The organism is Pseudomonas frederiksbergensis (assembly GCF_003732275.1).
In the GTDB taxonomy this organism is placed as follows: Bacteria; Pseudomonadota; Gammaproteobacteria; order Pseudomonadales; family Pseudomonadaceae; genus Aquipseudomonas; species Aquipseudomonas frederiksbergensis_H.
The window spans coordinates 603,179-617,707 of sequence record NZ_MOBM01000012.1 but is presented as its reverse complement, the minus strand read 5'-3'; the positions used below and the strand labels follow the sequence as shown (position 1 = coordinate 617,707).

General features: G+C 58.3%; 15 protein-coding genes. 8 read left to right on the top strand and 7 right to left on the bottom strand.

Features of this window, described 5'->3' with window-relative positions; genetic code table 11:
* Nucleotides 1-49: 49 nt before the first annotated feature.
* On the bottom strand, nucleotides 50-901 hold the full coding sequence (locus BK662_RS10915) for an MIP/aquaporin family protein (RefSeq protein ID WP_123358047.1): 852 nt from the start codon (nucleotides 899-901) through the stop codon (nucleotides 50-52).
* A gap of 371 nt (nucleotides 902-1,272) precedes the next feature.
* Between BK662_RS10915 and ybaK the strand changes: the two genes are divergently transcribed.
* Nucleotides 1,273-1,743 (top strand): Cys-tRNA(Pro) deacylase, encoded by a 471-nt coding sequence (gene ybaK / locus BK662_RS10910; RefSeq protein WP_123358046.1) that lies wholly within the window; start codon nucleotides 1,273-1,275, stop codon nucleotides 1,741-1,743.
* A gap of 116 nt (nucleotides 1,744-1,859) precedes the next feature.
* Nucleotides 1,860-2,642: a PhzF family protein gene (locus BK662_RS10905; protein WP_123358045.1), complete on the top strand. Its 783-nt coding sequence runs from the start codon at nucleotides 1,860-1,862 to the stop codon at nucleotides 2,640-2,642.
* Between the two features lie 124 nt (nucleotides 2,643-2,766).
* Here the strand turns inward: BK662_RS10905 and BK662_RS10900 are convergent, their stop codons facing one another.
* Both BK662_RS10900 and argF read right to left on the bottom strand, forming a co-directional pair.
* Nucleotides 2,767-3,876: an ABC transporter ATP-binding protein gene (locus BK662_RS10900; RefSeq protein ID WP_123358044.1), complete on the bottom strand. Its 1,110-nt coding sequence runs from the start codon at nucleotides 3,874-3,876 to the stop codon at nucleotides 2,767-2,769.
* Nucleotides 3,873-4,793 (bottom strand): ornithine carbamoyltransferase, encoded by a 921-nt coding sequence (argF, locus tag BK662_RS10895; RefSeq protein ID WP_032830187.1) that lies wholly within the window; start codon nucleotides 4,791-4,793, stop codon nucleotides 3,873-3,875. Before argF ends, BK662_RS10900 begins: the two co-directional genes overlap by 4 nt.
* 405 nt (nucleotides 4,794-5,198) lie before the next feature.
* Between argF and plzR the strand changes: the two genes are divergently transcribed.
* The 3 genes from plzR to grxD all read left to right on the top strand — a co-directional run bounded on the left by plzR (nucleotide 5,199) and on the right by grxD (nucleotide 8,171).
* Nucleotides 5,199-5,489 (top strand): PlzR type 4 pili assembly inhibitor, encoded by a 291-nt coding sequence (gene plzR, locus BK662_RS10890; protein ID WP_123358043.1) that lies wholly within the window; start codon nucleotides 5,199-5,201, stop codon nucleotides 5,487-5,489.
* A gap of 134 nt (nucleotides 5,490-5,623) precedes the next feature.
* A complete protein-coding gene (locus BK662_RS10885) occupies nucleotides 5,624-7,732 on the top strand; it encodes a molybdopterin oxidoreductase family protein (RefSeq protein WP_123358042.1) in 2,109 nt (702 codons plus the stop codon).
* Between the two features lie 97 nt (nucleotides 7,733-7,829).
* On the top strand, nucleotides 7,830-8,171 hold the full coding sequence (gene grxD / locus BK662_RS10880) for a Grx4 family monothiol glutaredoxin (RefSeq protein WP_007898513.1): 342 nt from the start codon (nucleotides 7,830-7,832) through the stop codon (nucleotides 8,169-8,171).
* A gap of 197 nt (nucleotides 8,172-8,368) precedes the next feature.
* Here grxD and bfr read toward each other — a convergent pair whose 3' ends face one another.
* Both bfr and BK662_RS10865 read right to left on the bottom strand, forming a co-directional pair.
* The gene (gene bfr / locus BK662_RS10870; RefSeq protein ID WP_007898512.1) at nucleotides 8,369-8,842 is read right to left on the bottom strand and encodes a bacterioferritin; all 474 of its coding nucleotides are present in this window, start codon (nucleotides 8,840-8,842) and stop codon (nucleotides 8,369-8,371) included.
* A gap of 199 nt (nucleotides 8,843-9,041) precedes the next feature.
* Nucleotides 9,042-9,260: a bacterioferritin-associated ferredoxin gene (locus BK662_RS10865; protein ID WP_123358041.1), complete on the bottom strand. Its 219-nt coding sequence runs from the start codon at nucleotides 9,258-9,260 to the stop codon at nucleotides 9,042-9,044.
* Nucleotides 9,261-9,572: 312 nt separating this feature from the next.
* On the opposite strand from BK662_RS10865, the gene BK662_RS10860 reads away from it, so the two are divergent.
* On the top strand, nucleotides 9,573-10,175 hold the full coding sequence (locus BK662_RS10860) for a peroxiredoxin (RefSeq protein ID WP_007898510.1): 603 nt from the start codon (nucleotides 9,573-9,575) through the stop codon (nucleotides 10,173-10,175).
* Between the two features lie 119 nt (nucleotides 10,176-10,294).
* Here the strand turns inward: BK662_RS10860 and rnt are convergent, their stop codons facing one another.
* Together rnt and pyrC are read right to left on the bottom strand one after the other, a co-directional pair.
* Nucleotides 10,295-10,972 carry a ribonuclease T gene (gene rnt / locus BK662_RS10855; RefSeq protein ID WP_007898509.1) on the bottom strand — a complete coding sequence of 226 codons (678 nt, stop codon included), beginning with the start codon at nucleotides 10,970-10,972 and terminating at the stop codon, nucleotides 10,295-10,297.
* Nucleotides 10,969-12,015 (bottom strand): dihydroorotase, encoded by a 1,047-nt coding sequence (pyrC, locus tag BK662_RS10850; protein WP_123358040.1) that lies wholly within the window; start codon nucleotides 12,013-12,015, stop codon nucleotides 10,969-10,971. The genes rnt and pyrC overlap by 4 nt, the downstream gene beginning before the upstream one ends.
* Nucleotides 12,016-12,172: 157 nt before the next feature.
* On the opposite strand from pyrC, the gene BK662_RS10845 reads away from it, so the two are divergent.
* A complete protein-coding gene (locus tag BK662_RS10845; protein WP_123358039.1) occupies nucleotides 12,173-13,081 on the top strand; it encodes a flagellar protein MotY in 909 nt (302 codons plus the stop codon).
* Between the two features lie 129 nt (nucleotides 13,082-13,210).
* On the top strand, nucleotides 13,211-14,428 hold the full coding sequence (locus tag BK662_RS10840; protein WP_123358038.1) for an argininosuccinate synthase: 1,218 nt from the start codon (nucleotides 13,211-13,213) through the stop codon (nucleotides 14,426-14,428).
* The last annotated feature ends 101 nt before the right edge of the window (nucleotides 14,429-14,529 follow it).

Here is a 14,529-nt window from a genome sequence, read left to right as displayed (position 1 = left end):
AAGTGAGGTCAGGCGCGGGACCGAATGGCAGGATCACGCGCCAACGGTTTCAAGACGTTCTTGGTTTGCCGTCAATGGCCGGTGCTGCATCCTTTGTAGCAGGTATGGCGCTGGGCAGATGACGGGCAATCAGCCCGCGATAAGCTGCAGCACCGAGGCAGGCACCGACAATCGGTGCAAAAATCGGGATCAGGAAGTACGGGATATCGCGCCCGCCAGTGAAGGAAATTTCACCCCAGCCTGCGAAGAAAGTCATCAGTTTAGGACCGAAGTCTCGGGCCGGGTTCATCGCGAAACCGGTCAGCGGGCCCATCGAGCTACCGATCACGGCAATCAGCAGGCCGATCAACAACGGTGCCAGCGGCCCTTTGGGCAGGCCATTGTTGTCGTCGGTCAGCGACATGATCACGCCCATCAGGATGGCGGTGATGATCACTTCAACCAAAAAGGCCTGGGCTGTGGTCAGGGCAGGGTTGGGGAAAGTGGAGAACACCGAAGCCAATTCAAGGCTGGCCTGGGTGCCACGAACCATTTGGTGAGTTTGTTCGAAATCGAAGAAAAGGTTGCTGTACAGCGTGTAAACCAACAAGGCCCCGCAGAAGGCGCCGGCCACTTGGGAGAGGATATAGAACGGCAGTTTGCGCTTTTCGAAGTCAGCGAAAATGCTCAGCGCGATACTCACGGCAGGATTGAGGTGCGCGCCGGAAACGCCGGCGGTGAGGTAGATCGCCATGCTGACGCCAACCCCCCAGATGATGCTGATTTCCCACAGCCCGAAGCTGGCACCCGCCACCTTGAGCGCGGCAACGCAGCCGGTACCGAAAAAGATCAGCAGTGCAGTACCCAGAAACTCGGCCATGCATTGGCTTGAGAGCGACGGTTGTTGTAAAGCAGTTGTCATTGAAAACCTCATTTTTGTTGTTGTCTGGCGCTTCTTTCGTCATGGCTAAAGCGCGATTTTCACCGAGGCAGGATCCCCATCCTGTTCTCGGCTTACTGCTGGGTGCTGCGGTGAGACATTCGTACCGTATTCAGATTCGAAAAAATATAGACAAGAAACGCTGATGTCAAAGGTCGAAAGTGAACCATCAGTCACATTTCAACTATTAGTCACGTGAATGATCGCATCGTTCATCAGGCAGGCCGACCGTGGACGAACGGCACAGCAGCCCGGCCGGGCTTTTGAAATAGCGTTGTAATAGAGCCTTTTACCGATCAATGACCTAGAATCCTGCGCAGTATTTTTCTTCTGCCGCCAAGCCTGGAGCTGCCATGACCCCCGCATTGGATTTGTTGAAAAAAGTTCGTGCCGAACATCGCGTGCACAGTTACGAACATGATCCGAAGGCAGCGTCCTATGGTCTGGAGGCCGCGGAAAAACTGGGGTTGGACCCGGCTCAGGTGTTCAAGACATTGCTGGCGGCCAGCGAAAAGGGGGAATTGTTGGTGGCGGTGGTGCCGGTCGTCGGAAGTCTGGACTTGAAGGCGCTGGCGCAGGCCGCTGGCGTGAAAAAAGTCGAAATGGCCGACCCCGCGGCTGCACAGCGGTCGACGGGGTATCTGTTAGGCGGCATCAGCCCGCTCGGGCAGAAGAAGCGCCTGCGAACCTTTATTGACAGTTCAGCTCAGCCTTTTTCCAGCATCTTCGTCAGCGCCGGACGGCGCGGCCTGGAAGTTGAACTGGCGCCCGCCATATTGGCTGAACACACCCAGGCGAAGTTCGCCGATATCGGTCGCATCTGAGTAGAGGGCCTTGGGCGTTCAGCCCGGCACTGTATGGTGGAAATTGATTGGTTCTGTCACTGGTGAAGGGCTCTTCGTGGCTTCATGCTCGTCGACCTGAAAAAGGGAGAAGTGCCATGCAGCTAGAGTTTCATCAGGTCGACGCGTTCAGTGATCGGCCGTTCAGTGGCAACCCGGCGATGGTGTACCGGCTCGATACCTGGCTCGACGATGAGTTGATGCAAAAAATCGCCGCCGAGCACAACCTCGCCGAAACCGCATTTCTGGTACGTGAGGGGCCCGTCTGGCACATCCGCTGGTTTACCCCGACCACCGAAGTCCCGCTATGCGGCCATGCGACCCTGGCTAGCGCCTATGTTCTGTTTGAACTCTATAAGGAGCCGGTCGAACGGCTGGACTTCATCTGCAAGTCCGGCCCGCTGAGTGTCAGCCGTGAGGGCAAGCGCTTGTGGCTGGATTTCCCTGCTATCGTGCCGACAGAAGTGGGCGTGACCCTGGATGTCGAGCGCGCCTTGGGTGTGAAAACAGTCGATGTGTTGGGTTCGAAAGAACTGTTCGTGGTGCTGGAGTCCGAGCAAGCGGTGCTCGATTGTCAGCCGGACATGGTTGCGCTGGCAAAACTGCCGTGGCCGGGTGCCATTGTGACGGCCAAGGGCGACAAGCATGATTTTGTGTCGCGATACTTTGCCCCGGCAATCGGCATCAACGAAGACCCGGTGACCGGGTCGACCCATTGCAGCCTGATTCCGTATTGGTCGCAACGCTTGAACAAGTCGAGTCTGACGGCTTATCAGTGTTCAGCGCGGGGCGGGGAGTTGTTCTGCCAGCTGGAAGGGGATCGGGTGAGTATTGGCGGGAATGCGACGCTGGTCGCAAGCGGAACACTAATGTTGGGTTAACCAAAATCCAATGTGGGAGCGGCGGTGCGGCGATCCGACTTGCTCGCGAAGGGGCCATAACATTCAACATCATTGTTGTCTGTTACACCGCTTTCGCGAGCAAGTCGGGTCGCATTCGCGTTGTTCAACTAGCTGTGCTGTACCGCCGAACACCGGATTCGATCACCGGAATCTGCGCCGCCGTGCTGCCGTTCGCCTGGAACAGTACCAGGTGTTCAGCCGCCACCCGAATGCCTACTTCAGCACCGACCAGATGATCGGCATGGCTCGGGAAAATCGACTCCAGCTGTGCGCCCGTAGGCAGCTGCAAGCGGTACAGGGTTGATGCCCCCTGGAAGCTCTTGCCAACAATCTGCGCCCTCAGTGGGCTGTCCGGCGCATAGACGATATCGTCCGGGCGCAGCAACACGTCCACGGCGCAACCGGTTGGCCAGGTGTAGGCGCGGTTGCCGCGCAACTCACCCAGCTCGGTCTGCACCGACTCCGGGCTGCTTAACTGACCGCGAATGAAGTAGCCCTGGCCAATGAAACTGGCCACGAATGGCGTCAGGGGTTCGTGATAGAGGTTGTAGGGCGTGTCCCACTGCTCCAGGCGACCTTCCTTGAAAACGCCCACGTGGTCGCTGACCGCGAAGGCTTCTTCCTGATCGTGGGTCACCAGGATCGCACTGGTGCCGCGAGCCTTGAGAATGGCGCGTACTTCATGGCTGAGCTTGCGTCGCAATTCGCCGTCGAGGTTGGAGAACGGTTCGTCGAGCAACAGCAGTTGCGGTTCCGGCGCCAGGGCGCGGGCGAGGGCGACACGTTGCTGCTGGCCGCCGGACAGCTCATGGGGGAAGCGCTTGCCGAGGTTTTTCAGGTTGACCAGTTCGAGCAGCTCTTCGGTGATGCGATCCTTTTGCGGGTGCTTGCGGATCCCGAAGGCGATGTTCTCGGCCACGCTCAAATGCGGAAACAGCGCGTAATCCTGGAACACCATACCGATCCGGCGCTTCTCCGGGGCGAGGGTGAAACCAGCGCTGGAGATGGTCTCGCCCGCCAGCTGGATTTCGCCTTCATGCACCGGTTCAAAACCGGCAATCGCCCGCAGGGTAGTGGTTTTGCCGCAGCCCGAAGACCCCAGCAGGCAACCGATATCGCCGGCATTCAAATGCAGGTTGAGGTTCTGCACAACCCGCTGGTTCTGGTAACCGCAGGCCAGGTTGCGCAGGTTCAGCAGTAATGGCTGGCTCATGCGTGGTGGTACGAAGGCGGGACGAGGAATTCGAGCAAGGCCTTTTGTGCATGAAGACGGTTTTCGGCTTGATCCCAGGCCACCGAGCGCGAGTCGTCGAGCAGGTCGAGGCTGATTTCCTCGCCACGGTGGGCCGGCAGGCAATGCATGAACAGCACATCCGGCGCGGCCAGGTCGAGCAGGGCACGGTTGACCTGGAACGGTGCGAACAATTTCAGGCGCTTGGCGGTTTCCTCTTCCTGGCCCATGGAGGTCCAGACGTCGGTGCTCACCAGGTGCGCGCCGCGCACGGCTTCCTGCGGATCGCGGACGATGGTCACCCGATCGCCGGCTTTAGCCACGAACTCAGGGTTGGGTTCGTAACCTTCCGGGCAGGCGATGCGCAACTGGAAATCGAACTGGATCGCCGCTTCTATATAGCTGTTGCACATGTTGTTGCCATCGCCGATCCAAGCCACGGTCTTGCCTTGAATCGAACCGCGGTGTTCGAGGAAGGTTTGCATGTCGGCCAGCAACTGGCACGGGTGCAGGTCATCGGACAGGCCGTTGATCACCGGCACGCGGGAGTTGGCGGCAAATTCGGTCAGGGTGCTGTGGGCGAAGGTACGGATCATCACCGCATCGAGCATGCTCGACATGACGATGGCGCAGTCGCCGATCGGCTCGCCGCGACCCAGTTGCGTATCGCGTGGCGACAGGAAGATCGCCTGGCCACCGAGCTGGATCATGCCGGCTTCGAACGAGATACGGGTGCGGGTCGAGGATTTCTCGAAAATCATCCCCAGGACGCGGTTCTTCAAAGGCTCGAACAGTACGCCGCGGTTACGCAGGTCCTTGAGCTCAACGCCTCGACGGATCACGCTGACCAGCTCTTCGGGCGTGCAATCCATCAGGGAGAGAAAGTGCCTTGCGCTCATCATTGACTACCTTTTTGCAACAGACCGCAGATACTCAAAGCCTTGTTTAACTGAAAAACGGGCGAGACCTGCGGCGTAAGCCGCACGGGGCGACGAAATAGGGGGAGGCGCGATATTGACACTAAATGTCGCGTTTTTCCAATAGGCTACGGTGTTTAGGGGATTTCAGAGGGGCTACGGGTGACCGCAGTAGCGCTTTTGAAGCCTGTTTCCTGACAGCAGCTAACCATTTGTACACCGGGCTCGCCGGGCTTGGCAATCAAACAGGGCGCGGGCGACACGCTGGCGGTCGGTTTTTGACCTGTCATTCGAGCCTTTGGCGAGCAATGTGTGTTGTCCGAAACATTTGCTAAAGCAAAGTGCTGGGTTATAACTAGAGCACGAGCGACACAGGAAGCCTCAGGAATGGAATCGAAAGAACAACTGTTGATGGAGCTACTCGGCCTTACAGCGCGCTCCCTGACCCATCTCACCGCTTCCATGACTTCGATGTCTTTCGAATTGTTGCGCAGTGAAGACGAAGTCACGAAGGTGGCTGGCCGGCGCATGATCGACCGCATGGCCACCATCAGCGCCGGGCTCGATGAGCATTGGCGACTGATCGGCGAGCTCACCGGTGTGCATGTTGCCCACGAGCAGATCGAAACCATCGAGGAGATCCAGTTGCAGGCGCCGCCGAGTCTGCCGCCGATCTGATCTCTTGCTGTCATCGGCTGGCCTGATGATCGCCGATTCACAAGACGAACGTCGCTGGCAAAGGGGCGAGTCGCGCGCCATAGTTTTGTTCCCGCGGCCGATATTGCCCGCCCAGAACAAAACAGAGACTGGCCATGACCAAGACTCTCCACCACCGTGCGTGCCACCTGTGTGAAGCCATCTGCGGCCTGACCATCGAAACCACCGAGGTCGAAGGCAGTGGCGTGCAGATCACCTCGATCAAGGGTGACCCCCAAGACACCTTCAGTCGCGGGCATATCTGCCCCAAAGCGGTTGCCCTGCAAGACATTCAGAGCGATCCGGATCGCCTGCGTCAGCCGATGCTGCGGGTGGGTAGCGAATGGCAGCCTATCGAGTGGGAAGACGCTTTCAGTCTTGTGGCCGAACGCCTGGCGGCGATTCAGGAACGTCACGGGCAGAACGCGGTGGCGGTCTATCAGGGCAACCCCAGCGTGCATAACTACGGGTTGATGACCCACAGCAATTACTTCCTCGGCCTGCTGAAAACCCGTAACCGGTTTTCCGCAACGTCGGTCGATCAGTTGCCCCATCACCTGACCAGTCACTTGATGTACGGGCACGGCTTGCTATTGCCGATCCCGGACATCGATCACACCGATTTCATGCTGATCCTGGGCGGCAATCCACTGGCCTCCAACGGCAGCATCATGACCGTGCCGGATGTAGAGAAGCGCCTCAAGGCGATTCAGGCCCGGGGCGGCAAAGTGGTGGTGGTCGATCCGCGTCGCAGCGAAACGGCGGCGATTGCCGATAAGCATCTGTTCGTGCGCCCCGGTGGCGATGCGGCGCTGTTGTTCGGGCTGCTCAATGCTTTGTTCGCCGAAGGCTTGACCCGCGACAGTCATTTACCGGTCGACGGCCTGGATGAAGTGCGTGAGGCGATCGCAAGTTTCACCGCCGAGGCCATGAGCCCGCTGTGCGCAGTGCCCGCCGAGCAGATCCGCCAACTGGCGCGCGACTTCGCGGCAGCGCCGACAGCGGTCTGCTATGGCCGCATGGGCGTTTCGACCCAGGCTTTCGGCACCCTGTGCCATTGGCTGGTGCAATTGATCAATCTGGTCACCGGCAACCTCGACCGAGTGGGCGGTGCGTTATGCACCGAACCTGCGGTGGATCTGGTGGCGTCGACCTCGGGCGGGCATTTCAACCGGTGGCAGAGCCGGGTGTCCGGGCGTCCGGAGTACGCTGGAGAGCTGCCGGTATCGGCGCTGGCCGAAGAGATGCTCACCGAAGGGGAAGGGCAGGTCCGCGCGCTGATCACCGTGGCGGGTAATCCGGTGCTGTCCACGCCCAATGGCCGGCAACTGGAGCAGGCACTGGATGGATTGGAGTTCATGGTCAGTGTCGACCTGTACATCAATGAAACCACGCGTTATGCCGACCTGATCCTGCCGTCGACTTCTGCGCTGGAAAACGATCATTACGACACCACGTTCAACATGTTCGCGGTGCGCAACGTCACTCGCTTCAACCGGGCGATCCTCGCCAGGCCGGAAGGCGCGCTGCATGACTGGGAAATCTTTGTGGGGCTGGCCAAAGCCTTTGCGACCAAGACCGGCAAGGAGCTGAAACCGACTATCGCGCCGGCGCAGATGATCGACCGAGGGCTGCGGATGGGCCTGTATGGCGACGCTTCGGGACACAAGTTGTCGCTGGCGACCTTGTTCGATCATCCTCACGGTATCGATCTGGGCGCGCTTAAACCCAATCTGGCGCCACGCCTGAAAACGGCCAATCAGCGAGTCCAGGCAGCGCCTGTCGAGATCCTCGCTGACCTGGCGCGCTTCGCGGCACTGCAAGCACCGGCCGCCGATGAGCTGCTGATGATCGGCCGCCGTCATGTGCGTAGTAACAACTCATGGATGCACAACTATCACCGTCTGGTGAAGGGCAAACCGCGCCATCAACTGCTGATGAACCCGGACGATTTGGCCAGCCGCGGGCTCAGCGATGGGCAGCGGGTGCGCGTCAGTTCGCGGGTCGGCGTGATCGAGGTTGAAGTGGTCGCCAGCCTGGATATGATGAAAGGTGTGGTCAGCCTTCCTCACGGTTGGGGTCATGCGCGACCGGGTGTGCAGATGACGATTGCCAGCGGTCAACCCGGCTCCAGCGCCAATGACCTGACTGACGAATGTCAGCTCGATGAGTTGTCGGGCAATGCGGCGTTGAACGGCGTGCCGGTCACCGTGGCTGCTGCGTGAACATGACTGTTGGGGAGGCCGAGCATGGCGCTCGGGTTTCCGTTACAATGCGCCACCGTGCCGACCACTGAGTCGGAAAGTTCAGCCGAGGTGCTCCATGGATATCATCGAAACGATTAAAGAGCAGATTGCCAACAACACCATTCTGCTTTACATGAAAGGCTCGCCGAATGCCCCACAGTGTGGGTTCTCCGCGAAAGCCGCTCAGGCTGTTATGGCCTGTGGCGAAAAGTTTGCCTATGTGGACATCCTGCAGAACCCGGAAATCCGCGCCAACCTGCCAAAGTACGCCAACTGGCCAACCTTCCCGCAACTGTGGGTCGGCGGCGAACTGGTCGGCGGTAGCGACATCATGACTGAAATGGCTGCCGACGGTTCGTTGCAAGCGACGATCAAAGCCGCTGTTGAAGCGGCTGCTGCCAACAAGACCGACGCCTGATTCGCTGTGTGTGGGAGCGGGCTTGCTCGCGAAGGCGGTATAACATTCAACAGATAAGTTGACTGACCTACCGTTTTCGCGAGCAAGCCCGCTCCCACATTTGTTCCAGGTGAACCTGAAATTCGGTCATAAAAAAGCCCCGCCTCTTGAAAAGAGAGCGGGGTTTTTTTATTGCATCGCGATTAGCGGCGTAGCATTTACTCTTCGCCCATCTGCGACTGCAGATAGTTCTCAAGACCGACTTTATCGATCAGGCCCAGTTGGGTTTCCAGCCAGTCGATATGTTCTTCTTCGGATTCAAGAATGTCTTCGAGCAGTTCACGGCTACCGAAGTCGCCGACAGTTTCGCAGTGAGCGATAGCGACTTTCAGATCGGCATGGCCGTCGCGTTCGATCTTCAGGTCGCACTCAAGCATTTCCTTGGTGTGTTCGCCGATGTGCAGCTTGCCCAGGTCCTGGACGTTCGGCAGACCTTCAAGGAACAGGATGCGCTTGATCAGCTTGTCAGCGTGCTTCATCTCGTCGATGGATTCGTGGTACTCGTGCTTGCCGAGTTTGTTCAGGCCCCAATCTTCATACATGCGCGCATGCAAAAAGTATTGATTGATCGCGACCAGTTCATTGGCAAGGATCTTGTTGAGATGCTGGATGACTGTAACGTCGCCTTTCATGATGGGGTCCTGCCCTGTATTAACTGTCTATAAGGCAGAGTTTGAGCCGCGTAATTAAGAGTGTCAAACCTAAGTTATTGAAACTTAAATGAAAATTAATCGGAATAAGAATGTTTGTGTTCCGCGTCTAGCGCCTAAGCGATTGATTTCCAGACATAAAAAAACCGGACATCAAGTCCGGTTCTTTGAAATACAGTAGTTATGCGGCGGTAAATTCTGCGGGGTAGGGGATCGCCGCCTGAGCCGATTGCACTTTGCCCAGGGTATCACGGACCACTTCCTTGGCAAGGCAGGCGCATTTGCCGCATTGGCTGGCAACGCCGGTGGCCTGACGTACTTCCCGATAGCTGCAGCAACCTTCATAGATTGCATCGCGGATTTGACCGTCGGTGACGCCAGTGCAGAGGCAGACATACATAAGTGAGAACCGTCGCTGGTTGTGACTCAATTGCGATGGATCTTAATGTTAACGAGAATGATTGTCAAAGTGGTTTCTAAAGGTTTTCGTCATAAGGGCGTGTGACTGACGAACGGCTTCTTCTCACACCTTCCATGAGAAAATATAGCAGCGGCCTTTCATCTGGCAGAAAAAACCGTTGAAGACAGGCCAAAAACGCGGTGTATGATGGTCGGCCTTTGCGAAGGGGGTTCGTGTCACAGGGCTGTCGCCTGAGGGTGGCAGGCTGGTACGAACCCTGTACTTCACCGTTATTACACCAGGAGATATCCAATGAGCGTACTCGTAGGCAAACAAGCCCCTGACTTCACCGTACCGGCCGTACTCGGCAATGGCGAAATCGTAGACAGCTTCACCTTGTCCTCGGCCATCAAAGGCAAATACGGCCTGGTGTTCTTCTACCCACTGGACTTCACCTTCGTTTGCCCGTCCGAGCTGATCGCTCTGGACAACCGCATGTCTGACTTCAAGGCACGCAACGTGGAAGTGGTAGCCGTTTCGATCGACTCGCACTTCACCCACAACGCCTGGCGCAACACCCCGGTCAACAATGGTGGTATTGGCGAAGTTCGCTACACCATGGCGGCCGACCTGAAGCACGAAATCGCCAAGGCCTACGACGTTGAGTCCGAAGGCGGCGTGGCTTTCCGTGGCGCGTTCCTGATCGATGACAAAGGCGTTGTCCGCTCGCAGATCATCAACGACCTGCCGCTGGGCCGTAACATCGAAGAGCTGATCCGTCTGGTCGACGCTCTGCAATTCCACGAAGAGCACGGCGAAGTTTGCCCTGCCAACTGGAAAAAAGGCGACAAAGGCATGACCGCTTCCACCGAAGGTGTTGCGGCTTACCTGACCGAGAACGCTGCTGCGCTGTAAGGCACGTTCGAGGCATAAAAAAACCGGCTGATAAGGCCGGTTTTTTTATGGGCGGGATAACCCCATGCTGTTCACCTGTGCCGAAGGCGCAATCTCCCTCGCCACAGGTTAGTGACGGATCAGTCGTTGTAGTCTTCCCAGCCGCCCATTTGTTTCCAGCGATTGACGATGCCGCAGAACAGGTCAGCGGTCTTCTCGGTGTCGTAGCGAGCCGAGTGGGCCTCGCGACCGTCGAAGTCGATATCCGCTGCCTGGCAGGCCTTGGCCAATACGGTTTGACCGTAGGCCAGACCGGCGAGGGTCGCCGTGTCGAAGCTGGAGAACGGGTGAAACGGGTTACGTTTCATGTCCAGGCGCGCGACAGCGGCGTTGAGGAAGCCCAGGTCGAAGCTGCTGTTGTGCCCGACCAGAATCGCCCGTTTGCAACCGTTGGCCTTCAGAGCCTTGCGCACGCCGCGGAAGATATCGGTCAGGGCCGCTTCTTCACTCACGGCCATGCGCAGCGGGTGATCAAGCTTGATCCCGGTAAATTCCAAAGCTGCCGCTTCGATGTTCGCGCCTTCGAACGGTTCGACCCGGAAGAAATAGGTGTGCTCAGGGTACACAAAGCCTTTTTCATCCATGCCGATCACGGTGGCGGCGATTTCCAGCAGGGCGTCGGTGGCCGAGTTGAAGCCACCGGTTTCTACGTCGACAACGACCGGCAGGTAACCACGGAACCTGGCTGCCATTGGATGGCGGGAACCGCCTCCGCCGCCATTACCATCCTGTTCGTCGTCGAAATGGTCTTCACTCACGCGTGTTCCTCCAGCAGGCGCCAGCGCAGTTTTTCACCGGCGCGCAGCGGGATTACGGTCAGCTCGCCAAACGGCAGGCTGGTTGGGGCGGTCCACTCATCGCGGACCAGGGTGATGCGATCGGTGTTCGCCGGCAGGCCGTAGAAACGCGGGCCATTAAGGCTGGCGAAGGCTTCGAGCTTGTCCAGCGCGTTGCGCTGTTCGAAGGCTTCGGCATACATCTCGATCGCGGCATAAGCGGTGTAGCAACCGGCACAGCCGCAAGCCGCTTCTTTGGCGTGCTGGGCGTGGGGCGCCGAGTCGGTGCCGAGGAAGAACTTGTCGCTGCCACTGGTGGCGGCGTCGAGCAGGGCTTCCTGGTGGGTATTGCGCTTGAGGATCGGCAGGCAATAGAAATGCGGCCGAATCCCGCCCACCAGCATGTGGTTGCGGTTGTACAGCAGGTGATGCGCGGTGATGGTTGCGCCAACGTTGGCCGAAGCCTCGGTGACGAACTGCACGGCGTCAGCGGTGGTGATGTGTTCGAACACCACTTTTAGGGTCGGGAAACGCTCGACCACTCGACGCATGTGCTCGTCGATGAAGATTTTTTCGCGATCGAAAACGTCGACATCGCCACGGGTGACTTCACCGTGAACCAACAAGGGCATCCCGACGTCGGCCATGGCCTCGAGTGCGGGGAAAATCTTGTCGATGCTGGTGACGCCAGAATCCGAGTTGGTGGTCGCGCCGGCCGGGTACAACTTGGCGGCGTGAACGAAACCGCTGGCCTTGGCTTCACGAATTTCTTCGGGCTGGGTGCGGTCGGTCAGGTACAGAACCATCAGCGGTTCGAAACGGCTGCCGGCCGGGCGTGCGGCGAGAATTCGCTGGCGATAGCCATTGGCCTCAGCAGCGTTGCGCACCGGAGGCACCAGGTTGGGCATGATGATGGCGCGACCAAAGGTGCGCGCGACATCCGCGACGGTATTGGTCAACACAGCACCATCGCGAAGATGAATATGCCAGTCGTCGGGACGCAGCAGGGTCAGGCGGTCGGACATGAGGGGATTCCAGGCGGGTCAAACTCAGGGGAATGCTACCGGAAAAGACTCTTCCAGGCACTCGCTATCAAGTTTTACGGCAAGCTTCCGATATCCAACAGGTATGCCGTAAATATGTGTGTTGGTCTTTTTGTTGCAGAAGCCAGTGGAGCCTCCCGTGCGCCAGCGTTATTTAGCCTTGCTCAGTGTGTTTGCCAGCCTTCCTGCGATGGCGCTCACTTTCCAGACCCCTCTTGAGAGCATCGAGTGGACGGTCGAAGGTGACAAGTTCGAATGCCGCCTGGCTCAACCGATCACTGATTTCGGTTCGGGTGAGTTCGTACGTCGCGCCGGCGAACAGGCGACATTTCGCTTGAAGGCCTACAACTCGATGATCGGTGGCGGTTCGGCAACCCTGCTGGCGGCCGCTGCGCCATGGCAACCGGGACGTGGTGACATCAACCTGGGCTCGGTGCGCATCGGCAGTGGCAACGTGCTGTTCAACAGCTCGCAAGTTCAGGCCGGGCGCCTGATCAACGGTTTGATGGATGGTCGCAGCCCGGTGGTTCGACACTCCTCGGGCGACGGTCGGGTATCTGAAGTCCGTCTGCTGCCGGTCAAATTCAGCAAGGCCTACAGTGACTATCAGGGTTGCGTGGCCAAGTTGCTGCCGCAGAATTTCGAGCAGGTGAAGCAGTCCGAAGTCGGCTTTCCAGGGGAGGGCATCGATCTCGACGCTCAAGCCAAGGCCCATTTGCAAGTCATGCTGGAATTCATGAAAGCCGATCCGACGGTCAACCACATTGAACTCGACGGCCATTCCGACAACAGCGGCAATCGACTGACCAACCGTGAACTGTCACGACGCAGGGCGCTGGCCGTGATGGATTTCTTTAAAGCCAATGGTATTCAGGAATCGCAGATGACCCTGCGTTTTCACGGTGAGCGCTATCCTTTGGCGCCGAACAACAATGCCGCCAACCGGGCGAAGAACCGCCGGGTAGCCGTACGCCTTGAACGGGTCGCACCGACCGAGCAACCGGCGCCGCAAGCCACCGCTTCCGCGGGCACCGCGAAGGCCTCCTGAACCTGCTGAAATCGTCGCTCGTTCGACATAATCTGTCGCTTCGTCGTCATAAGCTGTCGCGCCTCTGTAAATTGTCCTGCATGAGCGGTAGACTTGACGGCTTTCCGTAGAACCCCGTGGAGTGATGGCATGGCGGACGTAAACAAGGTCGTTCTGGCGTATTCCGGCGGCCTGGACACTTCGGTGATCCTCAAGTGGCTGCAGGATACTTATAACTGTGAAGTAGTGACCTTCACCGCTGACCTGGGTCAGGGCGAAGAGGTCGAACCGGCCCGCGCCAAGGCACAGGCCATGGGCGTAAAAGAAATCTACATCGACGATCTGCGCGAAGAATTCGTGCGCGATTTCGTGTTCCCGATGTTCCGCGCCAACACCGTTTACGAAGGCGAGTACCTGCTGGGTACTTCCATCGCTCGTCCGTTGATCGCCAAGCGTTTGATCGAAATCGCCAACGAAACCGGCGCTGACGCCATTTCCCACGGCGCGACCGGCAAGGGCAACGACCAGGTTCGTTTCGAACTGGGCGCCTACGCCTTGAAGCCAGGCGTAAAAGTGATCGCTCCGTGGCGCGAATGGGACCTGCTCTCCCGTGAAAAGCTGATGGATTATGCTGAAAAGCACAACATCCCGATCGAGCGTCACGGCAAGAAGAAATCCCCGTACTCGATGGATGCCAACCTGCTGCACATCTCCTATGAAGGCGGCGTGCTGGAAGACACCTGGACCGAGCACGAAGAAGACATGTGGCGCTGGACCGTCTCCCCGGAGAACGCTCCTGACAAACCGCAGTACCTGGAACTGACCTACCGCAACGGCGATATCGTCGCACTGGACGGCGTCGAAATGACCCCGGCCACCGTGCTGGCGACCCTGAACCGTATCGGTGGCGAACACGGTATCGGCCGTCTCGACATCGTCGAGAACCGTTACGTGGGCATGAAGTCCCGTGGCTGCTACGAAACCCCTGGCGGCACCATCATGCTGCGCGCTCACCGTGCGATCGAATCGATCACCCTGGACCGCGAAGTGGCTCACCTCAAAGATGAGCTGATGCCTAAATACGCCAGCTTGATCTACACCGGTTACTGGTGGAGCCCAGAGCGTCTGATGCTGCAACAGATGATCGACGCTTCCCAGGCCCACGTGAACGGCGTAGTGCGCCTGAAGCTGTACAAGGGCAACGTAATCGTCACTGGCCGCAAGTCCGATGAGTCGTTGTTCGACGCCAACATCGCGACCTTCGAGGAAGATGGCGGCGCCTACAACCAGGCCGACGCGGCAGGCTTCATCAAGCTCAACGCCCTGCGCATGCGTATCGCGGCGAACAAAGGTCGCAAGCTTTTCTGAGACTTTTGAAGCGGTAATGGATGTGTGGCCTTGTTGATGACAAGGCCACACATCTGAAAGGGGGGCTGCTGCATATTGCGTATTCGCTTTCTTCTTGTTTC